Here is a 19801-nt window from a genome sequence, read left to right as displayed (position 1 = left end):
CCGCCGCCCTGGCCCGCCGGGGCGTGGTCTGCCGCTGCCTGACCGCCGACCCCGGCCTGCCCGGGTTCGGGCCGCCGGGGGCCGTGGCGCTCGGGGTGTGGCGAGGCGCGGGGTGGCACCCCGAGCGACTGGCCGCGCTGTGCAGCCTCGATGCCGCCCGCTTTCGCCTGCCGCTGGTGGACGCCCTGCGCCGGCTGGCCTCTCACTGCCCGCCCGGCCCGCTGCTGATCGACGCCCCCGGCGTGGTGCGCGGTGCCGCGGCCGCCGAGCTGCTGCTGGCCCTGGCCGGGGTCGGCGATGCCCGGGCGCTGGCCCTGCTGGTGCCGGGGGACGCCGCCGCGCCCCTCGCGGACGAATGCCGTGCCCTGGGGCTGCCCGGCCACCACCTCGCCCCCGCCGCCGAGGCGCGCCATCCGGGGAAGCTGGCACGCAAGCAGCGCCGCAGCGCGGCCTGGCAGGCCTGGCTGGACGGCGCCGGCGAGTTGACAGTGAGGCTGAACGGCCTGGCGGTGCTCGGCACCCCGCCGCCGCGCGCGGCCCCGCCGGCCTGGCGGGGCCGCCAGGTCGGCCTGCTCGACGCCCGTGGCGAGACCCTGGCCCTGGGCGAGGTGCTCGAGCTGACGGCGGACCGCCTGCGGGTGCGCGCCGCGGCGCCCTCGACCGCGGTGGCCGCGGTGGTGATCCGCGACGCCCACCGCGCGCCCGACGGCACCCTGGCGACCGCCCCTCGTCATCGCCAGGCCCAGCCGTCCGCGGCCCTCCCGGAGCTGACCCGCGCCCTGCCGGCGGCGACCGCCGAGGGCGGGCCACGGCCGGTGGTGCGCCTCGAGCGGGCCGTGGCCACCCTGGTCAACGGCGTGTTCGGCGATCCCCTGCTGCACCTGCGGCTGCGCCACCAGCGTCGCAGCCTGCTGTTCGACCTCGGCGACGCCGGGCGCCTGCCGGCGCGGCTCGCCCACCAGCTCAGCGACGTCTTCATCAGTCACGCCCACTTCGACCATATCGGCGGCTTCCCGTGGCTGCTGCGCTCGCGCATCGGCGCGTATCCGCCGTGCCGACTGTACGGCCCGCCGGGGCTCGCCGGGCATGTGCAGGGCCTGATCAGCGGTGTGCTGTGGGATCGGGTGGGCGACAAGGCCCCACGCTTCGAGGTGGCGGAGCTGCACGGCGAATGGCTGCGGCGCCATGCCCTGGTGGCCGGCCGCGCGCCCGAGCCGCTGCCGTCACGGCCCGCCAGGGCGGGCCTGCTCCTCGCGGAGCCCGGCTTTAGCGTGCGGGCGACGCGCCTCGACCACGGCACGCCGGTGCTGGCCTTCGCCTTCGAGCCCCACGCCGAGGCCCGGGTGCGCAAGGCGCGACTGGCGGCGCGTGGCTGGCCGCCCGGCCCCTGGCTCGGCGAGCTCAAGCGGCGGATGCTGGCCGGCCAGGCCGACGCCCCGATCCAGCCGCCCGGCGGCACCCCCCTTCCCGCCGCGTCCCTGGCGGCGGAGCTGCTGGAGATGCGCCCGGGCCAGCGGCTGGTCTATGCCACCGACCTCGGCGACACCCCGGACAACCGGCGCCGCCTGCAGGCCCTGGCGAAGGGCGCCGACACCCTGGTCTGCGAGGCCCCCTTCCTCGAGGCGGAGGCGGACCAGGCCCGCCGCACCGGCCACCTGACCGCCCGGGCCTGCGGCGAGATCGCCACGGCGGCGGGGGTGGCGCGCCTGGTGCCCTTCCACTTCTCGCGCCGCCATGCCGGCGACCCGCGCCCACTCTATGACGAGATCCGCTCCCGCTACCCCGCCCTGGCGATACCGGCGGACGACGGGCAATAGCCGGGCTCAGTCGGCCGTCGGGTCATGGCACAGCAGCAGGCCGATGGCCAGCAGCACCAGGGCGCTGCCGGGCAGCCAGGCCCAGCCGAGCCGCGAGGGGGTCTCGACGAACAGCAGCAGCATCGAGACGAAGGGCACCAGGTAGCCGTAGGCGGTGATGGCGCCGGGGGTCAGCACCGCGGTGGCTCGCTGCATCAGCCAGAAGGTCAGGGCGCTGGAGGCCAGCCCCAGGTAGACCAGCAGCAGGCCATCGCGCCAGCTCATGGTGGCGAGCCGGCCCACCGGCTCCACCGCCAGGCCCAGCAGGCCGATCAGCCCCCCGCCGAGCCCCAGGCTCCAGAAGGTGCGCACCGCCGCCGAGGCGGGCAGCACGCCCCGGGTCAGGCCCCACTTGCTGAGCACCGGATAGAGCGCCGAGCACAGGCAGCCGAGGAAGAACACCGCCTCGCCCACCCCGAAGCGCAGCGCGCCCCCGCGCTCCAGGGCCTCGGCGACGGCCAGCCCCAGGGCCCCCGTCGCGCCCAGGGCGAGGATCGCCGGCAGTCGCCAGGCCAGCCGCTCGACGCCGGCCCCCAGCCCCAGGCCGTAGGCGAGAAATGGCACCGTCACGTAGAGCGTGGCCATGGACAGCGCCGTGGCGTGGTGCGCCGCCCAGAACATGGCGCCGAAGAAGCCGGCCAGGCACAGCCCCATGGCGGCGAACAGCGGCAGCGTCCGCCAGCCTGGCCAGGCATCCGGCACCCGGCGAACCAGCCACCACAGGCCCAGGCAGGCGATGGCGAAGCGCAGCGCGGTGAGCGAGAGCGGCGGCAGCGCGCTCATCAGCCCCACGGCGGGGAACGACAGCCCCACCAGTGACGCCCACAGCAGCATGCCCAGATGGGCGGTGCGGACCGTCGGCGCCTCGCCGCTCAATTTTCCCAGACGATCTGCAGCGACTCCTTGCCGGCCATGCGCTCCAGGTGGCTCGCCACCACGCCCTCGAGCTGGTCCAGCCCCTCCTCGTCGAGGGCCTCGACGGCCACGTGCAGCCTGCCGGGCTCGGCCCGCATCAGGCAGCTGCCCGCCTCGAAGGTGACCCGCCCCTCGCTGCCCTGCTGCTCCACCTCGAGCTTGTGGGCCCAGTGCTTGCACAGCCGGGTGATCAACTTGTCGCCGGACTCGGTAGCGATCTCGGCACGTGAAATCGGCATGGTGGTCTCCGCTTTCCTTGAAGGTGAGTCTCCAGCCTATGACGAGCGTCCCCCGGAGCGCCAGGGTGCGACCCGCGCCGGGCGCTCCGGGGGCGCCCCGAGTCGAACCCGGCCGGACGGTGGGGCTATGCTCATCCCTGAGGGACCCGTTCACCCGCGAGGAGGGACGCCGCGATGATCGTCAACTGCGTGGCCTACGAGCAGGGGCGCCGACTGCGCGATATCCAGCCGGCGGACGTCGCCGATTACATGGCGCGACCCAACTGCTTCGTGTGGGTGGCCCTGCACGACCCCGACGAGCGGGAGCTGGCGCCCTTCGAAGCCGTCTTCGACCTGCACGAACTGGCCGTCGAGGACGCCCTGCACGGCGACCAGCGCCCCAAGGTCGAGGAGTACGGCGAGGCGCTGTTCGTCACCATGCACATGATCACGGTCGTCGACGGGGAACTCGTCTCCGGCCAGGTCGCGGTGTTCGCCGGCCCCGGCTACGTGCTCTCGGTGCGCCAGCATCCCGGCCAGGGCTTCGCCGGGGTGCGCAAGCGCTGCGAGCACGAGCCGGAACTCCTGCAGCAGGGTCCCTCCTTCGTGCTCTATGCGCTGATGGACGTGATCGTCGACCGCTACTTCCCGGTGATCGAGACGCTGGAGGCCGAACTCGAGAGCATCGAGGACCAGATCTTCGTCCGCGGCACCGCCCGCTCGAGCCTCGAGCGCCTCTACCAGCTCAAGCGCCAGACCATGCAAGTCAAGCACGCCGTGACCCCGCTGGCCGAGGCCAGCGCCCACCTCTTCGGCGGCCGGGTGCCGGCGCTGTGTCTCGACACCCAGGAATACTTCCGCGACGTCTACGATCACCTGCACCGCCTCGAGATGGCGGTGGACACCGTGCGCGAGACCATCATCACGGCGATCCAGGTCAACCTGTCGATGGTGGCCATCGACGAGAGCGAGGTGCACAAGCGCCTGGCCGCCTGGGCGGCGATCTTCGCCGTGGCCACCATCCTGGCCGGCGTGTGGGGCATGAACTTCGCCCATATGCCGGAACTCGACTGGCGCTTCGGCTACCCCGTGGCGCTGCTGCTGATGGGCCTGGCCTGCGGCGGGCTGTACCGGCGCTTCCGGCGCACCGGCTGGCTGTAACCCTGGGCTGCCGCCTCGACGCCGTCCGGCGATTCGGTCATACTGGCCGCCGCCTGCGAATAGGAATGATACGCAAAGCGTATCGTGTCCGGCTTGCGCCTTGCCTGCCGTCGACTCGCACGGCCGCGCGCGTCATGTGACACGGAAGGCGGCACCGATGATCCGCCTGCGCCAACGCCTCGCATCACGCAGAGACCCATCAACGAGTACGACATCCACACATGCATACCCTCCTGCTCAGAGCCCTCGGTGGCACGGCCATCGCCCTCGGTTCCACGGCCGCCCTGGCCGAGGAGATCACCGTGACCGATGTCGCCGGCCGCGAAGTCACCGTCGATGCCCCCGTGGAACGCATGATCCTCGGCGAGGGTCGCCAGATCTACCTGCTCGGCGCGCTGCAACCGGAAGACCCGTTCGCCAATGTGGTGGGCTGGCGCGAGGACTTCTCCCAGGCCGACCCGGACAACTACGCCCGCTACGCCGCCAGGTTCCCCGAGCTGAAGGAGCTGCCGACCTTCGGTGGCTTCAAGGACGGCACCTTCGACGTCGAGCAGGCCGCCGCCCTGCAGCCGGATGTGGTGCTGATGAACCTCGAAGCCAGGGCCGCCACCGAGGAGGCGGCCTACGACGACAAGCTGGCCGAGCTCGGCATCCCGATCGTCTACGTGGACTTCCGCGAGGACCCGCTCGCGCACACCGTCCCGTCCATGCGCCTGATGGGTGAACTGCTGGGCGAGGAGGCGGATGCCGAGGCCTTCATCGACTTCTCCGAGGCCCAGATGGCTCGCGTCACCGAGACGATCGCCGCCGCCGACCCGGAGCGTCCGAAGGTCTTCGTCGACCGGGCGGGTGGCTATTCCGAGGACTGCTGCATGAGCTTCGGGCCCGGCAACTTCGGCGAGTATGTCGAGATCGCCGGAGGCTCCAATATCGCCGACGGCATCATCCCCAACACCTTCGGCTCGCTGAACCCCGAGCAGATCATCGCCGCCGACCCCGACCACGTGGTGGTCACCGGGGGCAACTGGGAAGCCTACGTGCCCGGCGGGGCCTGGGTCGGCGTGGGGCCGGGCGCCGACAGGGACGCCGCCCGTGCCAAGCTCCAGGCGCTGACCGAGCGCACCGCCATGACCGGCATCGGCGCCGTCGAGACCGGCGACTTCCACGCCATCTGGCACCAGTTCTACAACAGCCCCTACTACTTCGTCGCCGTGCAGCAGCTGGCCAAGTGGCTGCACCCGGAACTGTTCGACGATCTCGATCCCGAGGCCACCATGCAGACCCTGCACGAGCGCTTCCTGCCGGTGGACTACGAGCCCGGCTACTGGATCTCGCTGAATGAGCACTGAGCTGACCACCGGCACCGCCGCCTCCCGGGAGCGCGGCTTCTACCGCGCCCTGGTGATCCGGCGCCAGCTGATCCTCGCCGGGCTCACGCTGGCGCTGGGGCTGAGCCTGTGTGTCGACCTGGCGCTCGGGCCCGCGCGCTTCGGCCTGGGCGAGGTGATCGCCGCGCTGGTCACGCCCGATGCGGTGAGCCAGCAGGCCAGGGTGATCCTCTGGGACATCCGCATGCCCGTGGCACTGATGGCGCTGGTGGTCGGCGCCAGCCTGTCGATCGCCGGCGCCCAGATGCAGACCATCCTCAGCAATCCCCTGGCCAGCCCCTTCACGCTGGGCATCTCGGCCGGGGCGAGCTTCGGCGCCGCCCTGGCGCTGGCCTTCGGCGTGGTGCTGGTGCCCGCGGCGGTCGATTACGTCATCCCGCTCAACGCCTTCGTCATGGCCATGCTGACCGCCTTCGCCATCCATGCGCTGAGCATGCGGCGCGGCGTGACCATCGAGACCATCGTGCTGCTGGGCATCGCCATGGTGTTCATCTTCAACGCGCTGATGGCGCTGATCCAGTTCTTCGCCAGCCAGCAGGCCGTGGCCGCGGTGGTGTTCTGGACCATGGGCAGCCTGACCAAGGCGACCTGGCCCAAGCTGTGGATCGCCCTCGGCGTGCTGGTGAGCGTCCTGCCGCTGCTCGCCCGCCACGGCTGGGCGCTCACCGCCATGCGCCTGGGCGACGCCAAGGCCGAGAGCCTGGGGGTGAAGCCGCGCGCGCTGCGCCTCGAGGTGCTGGTGCTGGTCTCGCTGCTGGCCGCCATCGCCGTGGCCTTCGTCGGCACCATCGGCTTCATCGGCCTGGTCGGGCCGCATATCGCGCGCCTGCTGGTGGGCGAGGATCAGCGTTTCTTCCTGCCCGGCTCGGCGCTGTGCGGGGCCCTGATCCTCTCCGTCGGTTCGGTGCTGTCGAAGGTCATCCTGCCCGGCACCATCATCCCCATCGGCATCATCACCTCGCTGGTGGGGATCCCCTTCTTCCTGTTCCTCGTCCTCAGTCACAAGAAGGCCTCATGGTAACCCTCACCCTCGACCGCCTCTCGGCCCGCTACGGGCGGCGCCGGATCCTCAGCGAGATCACCACGCCCGCCTTCGCGGGCGGCCAGGTGGTGGCCCTGCTCGGCCCCAACGCCGCCGGCAAGTCGACCCTGTTCCGGCGCATCCTCGGGCTGCTCGACGGCGACGGCGAGGCCCGCATCGGCGGCGCGACCGCCGAGCGTCCGGTGGCCTACATGCCCCAGGACACCGGCGCCAACGCGGTGCTGACGGTCTACGAGTCGGTGCTGCTGGCGCGCATGCAGGGGCGCAGCCTGAAGGTCCGGGACGAGGACCTGGGCGAGGTCGAGCGCGCCCTGGGGGACCTGGGGATCGCCGAGCTCGGCGAGCGCGACATCGGCGATCTCAGCGGCGGGCAGCGACAGCTGGTGAGTGCGGCGCAGGCGCTGGTGCAGGCCCCCGAGATCCTGCTCCTCGACGAGCCCACCTCGGCGCTGGACCTGTATCGCCAGATCAGCCTGCTGTCGATCCTGCGACGGCTGGCCCGCGAGCGGCAGATGCTGGTCATCGCGGCCCTGCACGACCTGGGCCACGCGCTGCGCTTCACCGACCAGGCCATGGTGCTCGAGAGCGGCCGGCTGGCGGCCTGCGGGCCGACCGAGCGGGTGGTCACCCCCGAGCTGCTGCGTCGCGTCTACCGGGTGGACGCCCGCATCGAGCCCTGCTCGCGGGGCCGCCCCCAGCTCATCGTCGAAGAAGCCGTCTAGGAGCGCATTGCAAACGCCGGACGAGATGAGCGCCGGGGGCGCTTACCTCCCTTGCCCGGCGTTGACAGACGCCCTGGGCCCTCGCCGCCCTTCGAGCGCCGCCAGCCCGGCCCCGCCGAGCACCAGCGGCAGGGCCAGCAGGAACCCGCTGGAGAGCGGCAGCCCGAAGATCAACAGGTCCGCCAGCACCGGCCAGATCAGCGCCACATACTCGAACGGCGCCAGGCGCGAGACCTCGGCATAGCGCAGCGCCAGGGTCATGCAGATATGCGCCGCGCCACCGAACAGGCCCGAGAGGATCAGCAGCCCCAGCGTCGGCCCCGACACGCCCACCCAGCCCAGCGGCAGGGTGGCCAGGCCCGCCAGCGCCGTGACCAGCACGAAGTAGAAGGCGATGGAGGCCGCCGTCTCGGTGCGCGAGATGCGCCGCACCGTGACCAGCGCCCCCGCCGTCAGCAGCGCGGCGAGGATGCCCAGCGCATAGCCCAGCACGCGCCCCTGGTCCTGAGCACTGCCCAGATCGGGCACCACCAGCACCGCCACCCCCGCCAGCACCAGGGCGAACGCCGCCGCCCGATGCCGGGTAAAGCGCTCGCCCAGCAGCAGCACGCCGCCCACCGCCATGGCCACCGGGGCCAGCTGCGCCAGCAGCGTCGCCTCGGCCACCGGCAACCGCGCCACCGCCGCGAAGGAGGCGAACATCGCCGCCGCGCCCAGCCCCGAGCGCACGAGATGGCCAAGCGGGCGCCGCGTGGCCAGGGCCCGAGGAAACTCCCGCCGCCAGGTCATGAACACCACGATGGGCAGCAGCGCGAAGGCCGAGCGGAAGAACACGGTCTGTCCCAGCGGCACCTCGGTGCTCACCGCCTTGACGCACACCATCATCCCGGTGAACAGAATGCCCGACAGCAGCCGGAGCAGGATGCCGGCCAGCGGCCGATCCGTGACGTCGTTCATGCGTGTCCTTGTCTAGATCCGAGTGAGAAAGGGCGTCGTCGCCCTCATCGTGAAGCCATGGCACCACCTGGCTCGACTGGCAGCGCCACGGAGCCCGTCGCCGGGCGTCGGCGCGGCGCCGGCATCGCGTTCGGGAACCAGGACTTCCGGGGGCGGGGCTCACGCCATCCGCTCGCTGAGCCCCGGAGTGCGCGTCGAACGCGCCATGATACACGCTCACCAGGAATGATTCCCATCCCCGGCAGGATCGAAGGCGCCCGACAGCGTCCATCGGTCGCGCCCGAACGCCGCGCGAAATGACAGCACCTGCCTGAGCACGCTACCTTGTCCCCGCATCATGGCAGGGGCAGGGAGAACGGATGAACAGCCGGCTGGATGGACGATTGGAATGCCTCAAGCATCTCCGCACGGGAAGCCCTTTCAACAAGCCCTGCCTGTTACTGGCGTTCCTCTGCGAGATCCAGAGCGGTCATGTCGTCTCGCCCCGCGTCGCCCTCGACACTCGACTGATTGCCCGCTATCACGATCTCTATGAAATCGTTACCGGCGAGCGCCAGAAGGCCAACCCCTGGCTTCCTCTCTGGCATCTACGCAACGACCAGGGGCCTTCGGGGCCACTCTGGTCACCGGATTATGTCGCTGAACTGGCGCCTGTCGCGGATCGGCTCGGCCAGCCGAAGTCCATGAACAAGCTCCTGGAGCGCTTCTCTTCCGCCCGGCTCGACGGCGAGCTGTTTACCGCCTTGCTGGATAGCGTCCTCGCTCGGCAGGCCTGCGCACTCCTGACTCACCAGTACCTTGACATCGACACTCCGACGCTGGAACGCCTGACGGAGTATCTCGAGACCGCGCTGGTCAGCGGTGACTACCAGCGTCACCCGGATCGACTCGCTTCAGGCGTCGCGGAAGCCGGCTCGCAATCCGCCCGCTCCGCCGCCTTCCGGACCCTGGTGCTGGAGGCCTACGACTATCGCTGTGCGGCCAGCCGGCTGCGCTATATCACACCCGACTATCGTTACCTGGTGGAAGCCGCCCACCTGATCCCCTTCGCCGTCAGCCAGGACGACCGCCCTTCAAATGGCCTGGCCCTCACGCCCAACCTGCACTGGGCCATGGACAACCAGCTGATCGCCCCGGGCCCGGACCTTTGCTGGCATGTCAGCCCTGCGGTGGACCGCCTGGTGCCTGACAATGATTGGCTCTGCCGGCTCGACCGCCAATCGCTGGTGCTGCCTGGAGACCCCCGCTGGCGGCCCGACGCCGAGGCACTGGCCTGGCGAATGGAGCATCTGCAACGCTGACCCGGGCACGACAAGGCCCCGCCTCCTTGCGGAGCGCGGGGCCCTGGCGTGTCGACGAGGCGAGCCCTAGGGCTTCATGTCCTCGAAGAACTTCTTCACGCCGTCGAAGAAGCTGGTCTTCTTCGGCGAGTGATGGCTGTTGCTGCCCTCCAGGCTCTCCTGGAAGCGGCGCAGCAGCTCCTTCTGCTCCTCGGCCAGCTTGACCGGGGTCTCGACCACCACGCGGCACAGCAGGTCCCCCGGGGGACCGCCGCGTACCGGCTTCACGCCCTTGCCCTTGAGGCGGAACATCTTGCCGGTCTGGGTCTCGGGCGGGATCTTCAGCTTGACCCGGCCATCCAGGGTCGGCACCTCGAGCTCGCCGCCCAGCGCCGCGTCGACGAAGTTGATCGGCACCTCGCACTGCAGGTGGCGGCCTTCGCGCTCGAAGATATGGTGCGGCTTGATGGCCACCTGGACGTAGAGGTCCCCGGGCGGGCCGCCGTTGATCCCGGCCTCGCCCTCGGCGTTGAGGCGAATGCGGTCGCCGGTGTCGACGCCCGCCGGAATCTTCACCGAGAGGGTGCGGGTCTCGCGCACCCGGCCCTCGCCGTGGCACTTGTGGCACGGCACCTTGATGTGCTGGCCGCTGCCGTGGCAGGTCGGGCAGGTCTGCTGCACGGCGAAGAAGCCCTGCTGCATGCGCACCTGGCCGTGGCCGCTACAGGTCGGGCAGGTCTCCTTGCTGGAGCCCGGCTCGGCGCCGTTGCCGTCGCAGCGCTCGCACTCGACATGCCGCGGCACGCGGATGTCCACGCTGGTGCCGGACACCGCATCCTCGAGGTCGAGCTCGAGGTTGTAGCGCAGGTCGCTGCCGCGCTGCGGGGCGTTGGGATGGCGCCGCGCACCGCCGCCGCCGAAGATGTCGCCGAAGACATCCCCGAAGATATCGCTGAAGCCGCCGGCCCCGGCGCCACCGAAGCCGCCGGCCCCGGCCTGGCCGTCGACGCCGGCATGGCCGAACTGATCGTAGGCCGCACGCTTCTCGCTGTCGGCCAGGACCTCGTAGGCCTCGGAGACCTCGCGGAACTTCTCCGCCGCGGTCTCGTCCTCCGGATTGCGGTCCGGGTGGAACTTCTGGGCCAGGCGTCGATAGGCCTTCTTGATGTCCTTCTGATCGGCCCCGCGCTCGACGCCCAGGATCTCGTAGTAGTCACGCTTGGACATGTGTCTGTCCGCCTCCGTAGCGACTCTGCGGAAACACCAACGCGGGAGTCGTGCCCCCGCGCTGGCGTCATCCGTGCTTCAGACGTCGTGGTTACTGCTTCTTCTGGTCGTCGTTGACTTCCTCGTACTCGGCGTCGACCACGTCGTCTTCCTGCTTGGCACCGGCCTCGCTGCCGGCCTCGGCGCCCTGGGTGGCCTCGCCCTGCTCGGCGTACATCTTCTGCGCCAGGTTGCCGGAGGCCTCGGTCAGCGTGTCGAGCTTGGCCTGGATGTCGTCCTTGTCGTCGCCCTTGAGGGCTTCCTCGAGCTCGGACGCGGCGCTCTCGATGGCCTGCTTCTCCTCGTCGCTGGCCTTGTCGCCGGCTTCCTCGAGGGTCTTGCGGGCGGCGTGGACCATGCCGTCGGCCTGGTTGCGCAGCTGTACCAGCTCCTCGAACTTCTTGTCCTCGTCGGCGTGGGCCTCGGCGTCCTGGACCATCTGCTCGATCTCGTCCTCGGACAGGCCACTGGAGGCCTTGATGACGATCGACTGTTCCTTGCCGGTGGCCTTGTCCTTGGCGGACACGTGCAGGATGCCGTTGGCGTCCAGGTCGAAGGCGACCTCGATCTGCGGCACGCCGCGCGGCGCCGGCGGGATGTCGCTGAGGTCGAAGCGGCCGAGCGACTTGTTGCCGCTGGACTGCTTGCGCTCGCCCTGCAGCACGTGGATGGTCACGGCGGTCTGGTTGTCATCCGCGGTCGAGAAGGTCTGGGTCTTCTTGGTCGGGATGGTGGTGTTCTTCTCGATCAGCGGGGTCATCACGCCGCCCAGGGTCTCGATGCCCAGGGTCAGCGGGGTGACGTCGAGCAGCAGCACGTCCTTGACGTCACCGCCGAGCACGCCGCCCTGGATCGCCGCGCCCACAGCCACGGCCTCGTCCGGGTTGACGTCCTTGCGGGCGTCCTTGCCGAAGAACTCGGCGACCTTGGCCTGGACCATCGGCATGCGGGTCTGGCCGCCGACCAGGATGACGTCGTCGACCTCGGCGGCGGACAGGCCGGCGTCGGCCAGCGCGGTCTTGCACGGCCCCAGCGAGCGCTTGACCAGCTCCTCCACCAGCGACTCCAGCTTGGCCCGGGTCACCTTGACGTTGAGGTGCTTGGGCCCGGTGTTGTCGGCGGTGATATAGGGCAGGTTGACCTCGGTCTGCTGCGCGCTGGACAGCTCGATCTTGGCCTTCTCGGCGGCTTCCTTGAGGCGCTGCATGGCCAGGTTGTCGCCGGACAGGTCGATGCCGCTGTCGGCCTTGAACTGATCGACGAGGTAGTTGATCAGCTTCATGTCGAAGTCTTCGCCGCCCAGGAAGGTGTCGCCGTTGGTGGCCAGCACCTCGAACTGGGTCTCGCCCTCGACATCGGCCACCTCGATGAGGGAGATGTCGAAGGTACCGCCGCCCAGGTCGTAGACCGCGATGGTCTTGTCGCCGCGCGACTTGTCCATGCCGTAGGCCAGCGCCGCCGCGGTCGGCTCGTTGATGATGCGCTTGACCTCGAGGCCGGCGATGCGGCCGGCGTCCTTGGTGGCCTGACGCTGGCTGTCGTTGAAGTAGGCCGGCACGGTGATGACCGCCTCGGTGACGGTCTCGCCCAGGTAGTCTTCCGCGGTCTTCTTCATCTTCTTCAGGACTTCGGCGCTGACCTGGGGCGGTGCCAGCTTGTTGCCCTTGACCTCGACCCAGGCGTCGCCGTTGTCGGCCTCGGTGATGGTGTAGGGCACCATCTTGATGTCCTTCTGTACCACGTCGTCCTTGAAGCGACGACCGATCAGGCGCTTGATCGCGTACAGGGTGTTCTGGGGATTGGTCACCGCCTGGCGCTTGGCCGCCTGGCCCACCAGTGTCTCGCCATCCTCGGTGTAGGCGATGATGGACGGGGTAGTACGCGCGCCCTCGGCGTTCTCGATCACCTTGGCGCTGTCGCCGTCCAGCACGGCCACGCAGGAGTTGGTGGTCCCCAGGTCAATACCGATGATGCGTCCCATAGGAAATCCTCGAAATTGCGTTGCAGATTCGTCGTATGCGGCGTTTGCCGCGGGGTTGCCGTCTATCTGGGGGCCCTCGACGTCTTTTCAAGACCCCGGGCCGCCTTTGTGTGCGAAAGAGTGCGCGCGACTCAGCCGGCGGCCTGGCTGACCACCACCATGGCCGGGCGTACCAGGCGACCGTTGAGCAGGTAGCCCTTCTGCATCACCTCCATGACGGTGTTGGGCTCCAGCTCGGGGTTGGGCACCATCGCCATGGCCTCGTGGTACTGGGGATCGAAGGGCTCGCCGTGGGGCTCGACCTCCTCGACGCCGAACTTGCCGAGCACGTCGCGCTGCATCTTGAGGGTCATCGAGACGCCCTCGCGATGCGCCTCGGTGGCGTCCTCGCCCATGGCCTCGAGGGCCTTCTCCAGGCTGTCGACCACCGGCAGCAGCTCCTTGACGAACTTCTCCAGGGCGAACTTGCGCGCCTTCTCGGTTTCCTGCTCGGCGCGGCGCCGCACGTTCTGGGCCTCGGCCGCGGTGCGCATCGCCTGGTCCTTGGTCTCGGCCAGCGTCTGCTCGAGCTCCTCGACCCGGGCGGCCAGCACCTCGGCCTCGGGGTTCTCGGCGAGCTCGGCGGCTTCCTCGGCGACGTCCTCCACCTCGCCCTCGACGGTCTCCGGCTCGACCTGGGCGTCGGCCTCCTCTTGCTGACGAGCGAGCTCGTCGTCCAGCGGGGTCTGCGAGTCTTTGGCCATGCGTCTCTCCTGAATGGCAACCGGCGGCCACGGGGCCGCCTGCAGGACTGAATGTCGATGTTGAATCGGTGATGCGGGGTATATGGGGCTGGCCGCGCCGAACTCAAGGCGTGCGAGGTCGGCGATTCGGCGCGTGCGTTGTTGCGCCCCCTGAACTACTGTATAAACGCACAAGGCATTGGATGAATAACCAGTAGATTCGGACAGGCCCCGGGGAGGCATCATGCTGACAGAGCTCGCCATTCGTGACTTCGCCATCGTCGACCACCTCGAGCTCGAGCTCGCCGGCGGCATGACCGCCATTACCGGCGAGACCGGGGCCGGCAAGTCCATCCTGCTCGGCGCCCTGGGCCTGTGCCTGGGCGAGCGCGCCGATGCCGGCAGCGTGCGCCACGACGCCGAACGCGCCGACGTGAGCGCGCGCTTCGACATCGCCGCCCTGCCCGCCGCCCGGGCCTGGCTGGCCGAGCGCGAGCTGCCCGCCGACGACTGCCTGCTGCGCCGGGTGGTGACCCGCGCCGGCCGCTCCAAGGCCTGGATCAATGGCCAGCCCGCCACGGTGGCCGACCTCAAGGCGCTGGGCGCCCACCTCATCGAGATCCACGGCCAGCATGCCCACCAGGCCCTGCTCGGCGAGGACACCCACCTGCGGCTGCTCGATGACTTCGCCGGCCACGGCGAGGCGGTGGTGGAGCTGGCCGAGACCTTCCGCGCCTGGCGCGAGGCCCGCCGTCGCCTCAAGCGCCTGGCCGAGGACGGCGACGAGGTGCGCGCCCGCCGCCAGCTGCTGCGCTACCAGGTCGAGGAACTCGACCAGCTGGCCCTGGCCGAGGACGAGCTCGGCGGGCTCGAGGCGGAGCAGGAGGAACTGGCCCACGCCGAGGAGCGCCTGCGCGAGGCCCAGTTCGCCGTGGAGTGCTGCGATGGTGAGCAGGGCGGCGCCCTGCCGCTGCTGAACCAGGCGGTGAGCCGCCTCTCGGCGCTGCCCGGCAGCGAGCGGGGCGCGCTGGCCGAGGTCCTGTCCATGCTCGGTGATGCCTGCATCCAGGTCGAGGAGGCGGGCCGCGAGCTCACCCACTTCGCCGCCGGCGTGGAACTGGACCCGCAGCGCCTGGCCTGGGTGGAGGAGCGCCTCGGCGAGGTCCACCGCATCGCCCGCAAGCACCATGTGCCGCCCGACGAGCTGCCGGCGCTGCATCGCCGCCTGGGCGAGGAGCTCGCCGAGCTGGACGGCGGCGACGGCGACCTCGAGGCGCTGTCCGCAGAGGTCGAGTCCCTCGAGACCCGCTGGCGGGAGCAGGCCGAGGCGGTGAGCGCCGCGCGCCGTAGCGCCGCCCGGCGCTTCGGCGAGGCCGTCCAGGCGCAGCTGGCCTTCCTGGCCATGGGCAAGGCGACCTTCGAGGTGGCGCTGGCCGCCCGCGAGGCCCCGGCGCCGGAAGGGCTCGACCGGGTGCGCTTCCTGATCAGCGCCAACCCCGGCCAGCCGGCCCGCCCGCTGGCCAAGGTCGCCTCCGGCGGCGAGCTCTCGCGGATCAGCCTGGCCATCCAGGTGGTGGCGGCCCAGCACTCCACCATCCCCAGCCTGGTCTTCGACGAGGTCGACGTCGGCGTCTCCGGGGCCACCGCCGAGATCGTCGGCCAGCTGCTGCGCCGCCTCGGCGCCGAGGGCCAGGTGCTGACCGTGACCCACCTGCCCCAGGTGGCGGCCCAGGCCCACCAGCACCTGCATATCGCCAAGCAGGCCAAGCAGGACACCACCCTCACCCGCATGGCGCTGCTCGACGAGGCCGGCCGGGTCGGCGAGCTGGCCCGCATGCTGGGGGGCATGACGCTCACCGACCAGACCCTGGCCCACGCCCGGGAGATGCTCGACGCCAGCCAGCGTGCCCACCACTAGGACGGCCGGCGTGACCCGCCACCACGACGAGGGCCCCGATCCGATGGATCGGGGCCCTCGTGGGTCATGCCTGGTGGACGGTCACTTCTTGGCAGAGGGATCCTGGCGGGTCGCCTGGGAGCCCTTGGGCCGCACATAGAGCACCAGCGCATGGTCGACGAGCTCGTAGCCATGCTCCTCGGCGATCTCCTGCTGGCGACGCTCGATGGTGTCATCGAAGAACTCGATGATCTCGCCGCTGTCCAGGCACACCATGTGGTCGTGGTGCTCTTCCTGGGTCAGCTCGAAGACGGCGTGGCCGCCATCGAAGTTGTGGCGGGTCACCAGGCCGGCGGTCTCGAACTGGGTGAGCACGCGATAGACGGTGGCCAGTCCCACATCCTCGCCGGCATCCAGCAGGGTCTTGTAGACATCCTCGGCGCTCAGGTGGTGCTGGTCGGTGGCATTCTCGAGGATATGCAGGATCTTGACGCGCGGCAGGGTCACTTTCAGACCGGCCTTGCGGAGTTCGTGATTCTGGTCGGCCATGGTTGCTCTTCGCAGTATCGGGTAGGGTCGGTTATGATCGACCGAAACCACGATAGTGAAGAACAGGCGCAAATGCAAAAGCTGACCAGAATCGTCACCCTTTCCGTCGCCCTGATCCTGACCAGCGGCTGCAGCTACTTCGGCGTGTACAAGCGCGACCTGGCCCAGGGCAACCTGGTGACCCCCTCGATGACCGAGCAACTGCGCCCCGGCATGACTCGCCAGCAGGTCGTCGACCTGATGGGCAGTCCGCTGCTCCAGGCCCCCTTCGACGCCAACCAGTGGGACTACCTGTACCGCCTCGACGAGGCCTACGGCGACGTCGAGCAGCGCCGCCTGACCCTGACCTTCGACGGCAATCGCCTGGTGGACATCGAGCGCGAGGGCGACTTCTCGCGTCCGCCGTCGCTGATCACCGGGCGCGGCATCGGCCCCGACGGGGACAGCGGCGCCCGCGGCAACGTCCTCGAGGCCCTCCCCCTCGACGAGCAGTGACCCCGCTCGCGCTCAGCGCCCCTTGCCGGCGTCGCGGGCCGCCCTGGCGGCCCGCGCGGCCTTGGGGTCGATCTTGAGCGGCCGGTAGACCTCCACCCGATCGCCCTCGCGCAGTGGCTGTCGCTCCGGGTCGCGCAGCGCCTTGCCGAAGATCCCCAGATCGGCCTCGCGGAAACTGGCCGGCGCCACCTCGGGGAAGTGCTCCTCGAGGCGGGCCAGGACCACCGCCTGGCGGGCGGTGGTGCCCTCGGGCACCGTCAGCTCGACGATGCGCTGGCGGTGCGGCAGGGCGAAGGCCACCTCGACCCGCAGGAGGGTCGGCGGCTCAGCGGCCATAGAGCTCGTCGGCACGCCGGGTGAAGGAATCCACCAGCTGCCCGGCGACCTGCTGGAAGAGCTTGCCGAAGGCCATGCCGAGCAGCCGGCTGGCGAACTCGAATTCCATCTCCAGGCTGACCTTGCAGGCATCCTCGCCCATCGGCAGGAACAGCCAGCGACCGCGCAGGCGCTTGAAGGGGCCGTTGACCAGCGACAGCTCGATACGCTCGGGCTCGTGCAGGTCGTTGCGAGTGGTGAAGCTCTGCTCGATGCCGGCCCGCCCGAGGGTCATCTCGCCGACCAGGTGCGCCGAGTCCCGCTCGAGCAGCCGGGCACGCCGACAGCCCGGCAGGAACTCCGGGTAGCGTTCGAAATCATTGACCAGATCGAACATTTCCTGGGGGGTGTGCCGCACCAGGGCGGACCGATTGACCGTTGGCATTGACCTCTCCGCTGACTTCAAGGGGCCCAGGGCGTATCATGAGCGGTTATTTCGGCCTTGAATGGTATCACGCTTCCCCCCATATCGGAGGGGCAGGCCGCCACCGGCAAGACAGCACACGAGGTTCCATGGCCAACAAGAAAGGCAAGGGCAAGGGTCCCGGCAACAACGTCATCGCCCTGAACAAGAAGGCGCGTTTCGAGTACCACATCGACGAGACCTTCGAGGCCGGCCTGGCGCTGGCCGGCTGGGAGGTCAAGAGCATGCGGGCCGGCAAGGCGCAGCTCACCGACACCTATATCCTGGTCAAGAACGGCGAGGCCTGGTTGCTCGGCAGCCATATCACGCCGCTCAACACCGCCAGCACCCATGAGGTGGCCGACCCGACCCGGACCCGCAAGCTGCTGCTGCACCGCAAGGAGATCGCCAGGATCTTCTCGCGCACCCAGGACAAGGGCCACACCTGCGTGCCGCTCAAGATCTACTGGAAGGGCAACCTGGTGAAGTGCGAGCTGGCGCTGGTCACCGGCAAGAAGCTGCACGACAAGCGCGCCACCGAGAAGGATCGCGACTGGCAGCGGCAGAAGGGCCGGATCATGCGCGAACAAAACAAGGGATGAGGTGTCACAAGGTCGGCCATCCTGATAAGATGGCGATGTAACGGGGGCGACATGGTTTCGACGCCGATGACAACCCCTGAGGTGCATGCCGAGAGCGTGATGTATCTCGTAAATCCAACATCACGATTAAATAGTCGCAAACGACGACAACTACGCTCAGGGCGCGCTGGCAGCTTAAACGCCGCTAGCTTCTAGTCCGGCCCCGAAGTGATGTGCCCATTCATCACCGACGGGATACGAGCCAAGACTGATGGGATCGCGGCTGGCTTCGTCCTCGCGTCAGCCGTTAAAACTTTGAGGAATCGCGTCGCTGGATCCTGCCCGTCGGAGCCAGAGGCGTTAAAGCAAATGACGGAACTAAGCATGTAGAGCCGATGGGCGAGTGTCGGCGGACGCGGGTTCAATTCCCGCCGCCTCCACCAAACCTAGGTTTCAGGACTTCCCAGGAAGCACCAGAAACCGCATGAACAGGGGCCTCCGGGCCCCTTTCTTGTGTTCAGGACATCCCACCACATCCTTTGACATACCCCCATGACTGGGGGTACATCTGGGGGTACAGCGTCGAATCCAGAACCTGATACCCCCAACTGCCTCGAATCCGCGCCATGCGGGGCTTTCCCAGCATACCCGCGGTTGATATGGGGGTACTGGAACTGGGGTGACAGCCCAGGCCTGCAGCGAGGTACCCCCGTGAGCCGCCAGACCAACAAGCTGACTGCCACCGCCGTCAAAATGGCCAAGCCGCAAGCCAAGACCACTAAACTTGCCGACGGCGGCGGCCTCTACCTGGAAGTTCGGACGAACGGCAGCAAGTACTGGCGGATGAAGTATCGCTTTGCCGGGAAGGAGAAGCTCCTGGCCATCGGCACCTATCCCGAGGTCTCCCTGGCAGCTGCCCGCAAGGCGCGTGACAATGCCAAGCAGCAGCTTTCCGAGGGTATTGACCCAAGCATGGCCAAACAGCTTGAGCGCCATCTGGGTGAGCAAATCGCGGCCAATACGTTTCAGCTGGTGGCTCAGGAGTGGCTGGAGCGGGTTCATCAGCACGAGGTCGTGCCGGATCACTACCAGCGAAACAGGCGGAGGCTGGAGCGTGATGCCTTCCCGATTATCGGCAAGCGTCCTATCGCCGAGATCACCTCCCCCGAACTGCTAGCCTGCCTTCGCCGCATCGAGGAGCGCGGCCATATCGAAACCGCCCATCGAGTGAAGACGCTGTGCGGCCAGGTCTTCCGCTACGGCATCTCAACCGGACGCGTCGAGCGCGACCCGACACCGGACCTGCGCGGTGCCCTGCGGCCCAGCAAGACCAAGCACTACGCTGCCCTGACCGATCCCAAAGAAGTGGCAGGGCTTCTTCGTGCCATCGACGGCTACGGCGGCCAACCCACTACCACCGCTGCCTTGAAGCTAGCCCCCTTGGTCTTCACGCGCCCCGGCGAATTGCGCCAGGCGCGGTGGGCTGACATTGACCTCGAGGAGGCTACTTGGACTTTCCACGCCAGCAAGACCGGCCAGGCGCATATCGTGCCGCTGCCGACTCAGGCCGTGGCGATCCTGCGCGATCTTTATGGCCTGACCGGGCGCACCGAGTATCTCTTTCCTGGCATCCGCAGCAGCAAGCGCCCGATGAGCAATGCGACGATCAAGGCTGCGCTCGACCGCATGGGCTTCAAGGGCGAGATGACAGCACACGGCTTCCGCGCGATGGCGCGCACGATCCTCGCCGAGCGACTTAACTACCCCGAGCACTACATTGAGCAGCAGTTGGCCCACACGGTGAAGGACAGCAACGGTCGCGCCTACAACCGGACCCAGTATCTAGAACAGCGCCGGAAGATGCTGCAATCATGGGCTGATTATCTAGACAAGCTAAGAGAGGATAGCACGGCATCTTAGAAAACAACTCATTACAATGCTTGAGTACGACCACAGAGAAACTCTTCCTAGGCTTTGTCGAAAAATTTCAATG

19 protein-coding genes and 1 other RNA gene are annotated in these 19801 nt (G+C 69.0%); 11 read left to right on the top strand and 9 right to left on the bottom strand.

What is annotated here, in order from left to right; translation table 11 throughout:
• Positions 1 to 1817: MBL fold metallo-hydrolase (locus QWY76_RS01865; protein ID WP_290309409.1), on the top strand; the 1817-nt coding region annotated here is incomplete at its 5' end.
• 6 nt (positions 1818 to 1823) lie between these two features.
• Here QWY76_RS01865 and QWY76_RS01860 read toward each other — a convergent pair.
• A complete protein-coding gene (locus QWY76_RS01860) occupies positions 1824 to 2732 on the bottom strand; it encodes a DMT family transporter (protein WP_290309408.1) in 909 nt (302 codons plus the stop codon).
• A complete protein-coding gene (locus tag QWY76_RS01855) occupies positions 2729 to 3010 on the bottom strand; it encodes a DUF2218 domain-containing protein (RefSeq protein WP_290309407.1) in 282 nt (93 codons plus the stop codon). Before QWY76_RS01855 ends, QWY76_RS01860 begins: the two co-directional genes overlap by 4 nt.
• A 174-nt stretch (positions 3011 to 3184) precedes the next feature.
• Here QWY76_RS01855 and corA point away from each other — a divergent pair, with 174 nt between their 5' ends.
• The 4 genes from corA to QWY76_RS01835 all read left to right on the top strand — a co-directional run bounded on the left by corA (position 3185) and on the right by QWY76_RS01835 (position 7302).
• Positions 3185 to 4150: a magnesium/cobalt transporter CorA gene (gene corA, locus QWY76_RS01850; protein ID WP_290309406.1), complete on the top strand. Its 966-nt coding sequence runs from the start codon at positions 3185 to 3187 to the stop codon at positions 4148 to 4150.
• A 221-nt stretch (positions 4151 to 4371) separates the two neighbouring features.
• Positions 4372 to 5499, top strand: a complete 1128-nt coding sequence (locus QWY76_RS01845; protein ID WP_290309405.1) for an ABC transporter substrate-binding protein — start codon at positions 4372 to 4374, stop codon at positions 5497 to 5499.
• On the top strand, positions 5489 to 6559 hold the full coding sequence (locus QWY76_RS01840) for a FecCD family ABC transporter permease (RefSeq protein ID WP_290309404.1): 1071 nt from the start codon (positions 5489 to 5491) through the stop codon (positions 6557 to 6559). Before QWY76_RS01845 ends, QWY76_RS01840 begins: the two co-directional genes overlap by 11 nt.
• Complete coding sequence (locus tag QWY76_RS01835; RefSeq protein WP_290309403.1) at positions 6553 to 7302, top strand: ABC transporter ATP-binding protein; 750 nt, start codon at positions 6553 to 6555, stop codon at positions 7300 to 7302. The genes QWY76_RS01840 and QWY76_RS01835 overlap by 7 nt, the downstream gene beginning before the upstream one ends.
• A 42-nt stretch (positions 7303 to 7344) precedes the next feature.
• Here QWY76_RS01835 and QWY76_RS01830 read toward each other — a convergent pair whose 3' ends face one another.
• Complete coding sequence (locus QWY76_RS01830) at positions 7345 to 8259, bottom strand: DMT family transporter (protein WP_290309402.1); 915 nt, start codon at positions 8257 to 8259, stop codon at positions 7345 to 7347.
• A 359-nt stretch (positions 8260 to 8618) separates the two neighbouring features.
• Here QWY76_RS01830 and QWY76_RS01825 point away from each other — a divergent pair, with 359 nt between their 5' ends.
• Positions 8619 to 9560, top strand: a complete 942-nt coding sequence (locus QWY76_RS01825; RefSeq protein ID WP_290309401.1) for an HNH endonuclease — start codon at positions 8619 to 8621, stop codon at positions 9558 to 9560.
• 66 nt (positions 9561 to 9626) lie between these two features.
• On the opposite strand, the gene dnaJ is transcribed toward QWY76_RS01825, so the two are convergent.
• From dnaJ to grpE, 3 genes are all read right to left on the bottom strand, one after another.
• Positions 9627 to 10766 carry a molecular chaperone DnaJ gene (gene dnaJ / locus QWY76_RS01820; protein WP_290309400.1) on the bottom strand — a complete coding sequence of 380 codons (1140 nt, stop codon included), beginning with the start codon at positions 10764 to 10766 and terminating at the stop codon, positions 9627 to 9629.
• Between the two features lie 91 nt (positions 10767 to 10857).
• Entirely contained in the window at positions 10858 to 12786 is a 1929-nt protein-coding gene (gene dnaK, locus QWY76_RS01815) for a molecular chaperone DnaK (RefSeq protein ID WP_290309399.1), read from the bottom strand.
• A gap of 131 nt (positions 12787 to 12917) precedes the next feature.
• Positions 12918 to 13529 carry a nucleotide exchange factor GrpE gene (grpE, locus tag QWY76_RS01810; RefSeq protein ID WP_290309398.1) on the bottom strand — a complete coding sequence of 204 codons (612 nt, stop codon included), beginning with the start codon at positions 13527 to 13529 and terminating at the stop codon, positions 12918 to 12920.
• Positions 13530 to 13752: 223 nt separating this feature from the next.
• Here grpE and recN point away from each other — a divergent pair, with 223 nt between their 5' ends.
• Complete coding sequence (gene recN / locus QWY76_RS01805; RefSeq protein ID WP_290309397.1) at positions 13753 to 15426, top strand: DNA repair protein RecN; 1674 nt, start codon at positions 13753 to 13755, stop codon at positions 15424 to 15426.
• Positions 15427 to 15507: 81 nt separating this feature from the next.
• On the opposite strand, the gene fur is transcribed toward recN, so the two are convergent.
• The gene (fur, locus tag QWY76_RS01800; RefSeq protein WP_290309396.1) at positions 15508 to 15954 is read right to left on the bottom strand and encodes a ferric iron uptake transcriptional regulator; all 447 of its coding nucleotides are present in this window, start codon (positions 15952 to 15954) and stop codon (positions 15508 to 15510) included.
• 72 nt (positions 15955 to 16026) lie between these two features.
• Here fur and QWY76_RS01795 point away from each other — a divergent pair, with 72 nt between their 5' ends.
• On the top strand, positions 16027 to 16449 hold the full coding sequence (locus QWY76_RS01795) for an outer membrane protein assembly factor BamE (protein WP_290309395.1): 423 nt from the start codon (positions 16027 to 16029) through the stop codon (positions 16447 to 16449).
• Between the two features lie 12 nt (positions 16450 to 16461).
• On the opposite strand, the gene QWY76_RS01790 is transcribed toward QWY76_RS01795, so the two are convergent.
• Positions 16462 to 16785: an RnfH family protein gene (locus tag QWY76_RS01790; RefSeq protein ID WP_290309394.1), complete on the bottom strand. Its 324-nt coding sequence runs from the start codon at positions 16783 to 16785 to the stop codon at positions 16462 to 16464.
• The gene (locus tag QWY76_RS01785; protein ID WP_183385330.1) at positions 16775 to 17209 is read right to left on the bottom strand and encodes a type II toxin-antitoxin system RatA family toxin; all 435 of its coding nucleotides are present in this window, start codon (positions 17207 to 17209) and stop codon (positions 16775 to 16777) included. Before QWY76_RS01785 ends, QWY76_RS01790 begins: the two co-directional genes overlap by 11 nt.
• A gap of 128 nt (positions 17210 to 17337) precedes the next feature.
• On the opposite strand from QWY76_RS01785, the gene smpB reads away from it, so the two are divergent.
• The 3 genes from smpB (at position 17338) to QWY76_RS01770 (ending at position 19728) form a co-directional block, all read left to right on the top strand.
• Positions 17338 to 17829: an SsrA-binding protein SmpB gene (smpB, locus tag QWY76_RS01780; protein WP_126481788.1), complete on the top strand. Its 492-nt coding sequence runs from the start codon at positions 17338 to 17340 to the stop codon at positions 17827 to 17829.
• Between the two features lie 42 nt (positions 17830 to 17871).
• Positions 17872 to 18251, top strand: a transfer-messenger RNA (tmRNA) gene (gene ssrA, locus QWY76_RS01775).
• A gap of 268 nt (positions 18252 to 18519) precedes the next feature.
• Entirely contained in the window at positions 18520 to 19728 is a 1209-nt protein-coding gene (locus QWY76_RS01770) for a tyrosine-type recombinase/integrase (RefSeq protein WP_290309393.1), read from the top strand.
• The last annotated feature ends 73 nt before the right edge of the window (positions 19729 to 19801 follow it).

Origin of the sequence: Halomonas maura (assembly GCF_030409305.1) — a bacterium.
In the GTDB taxonomy this organism is placed as follows: Bacteria; Pseudomonadota; Gammaproteobacteria; order Pseudomonadales; family Halomonadaceae; genus Halomonas; species Halomonas maura.
This window is presented reverse-complemented; position numbering and strand designations above follow the sequence as displayed.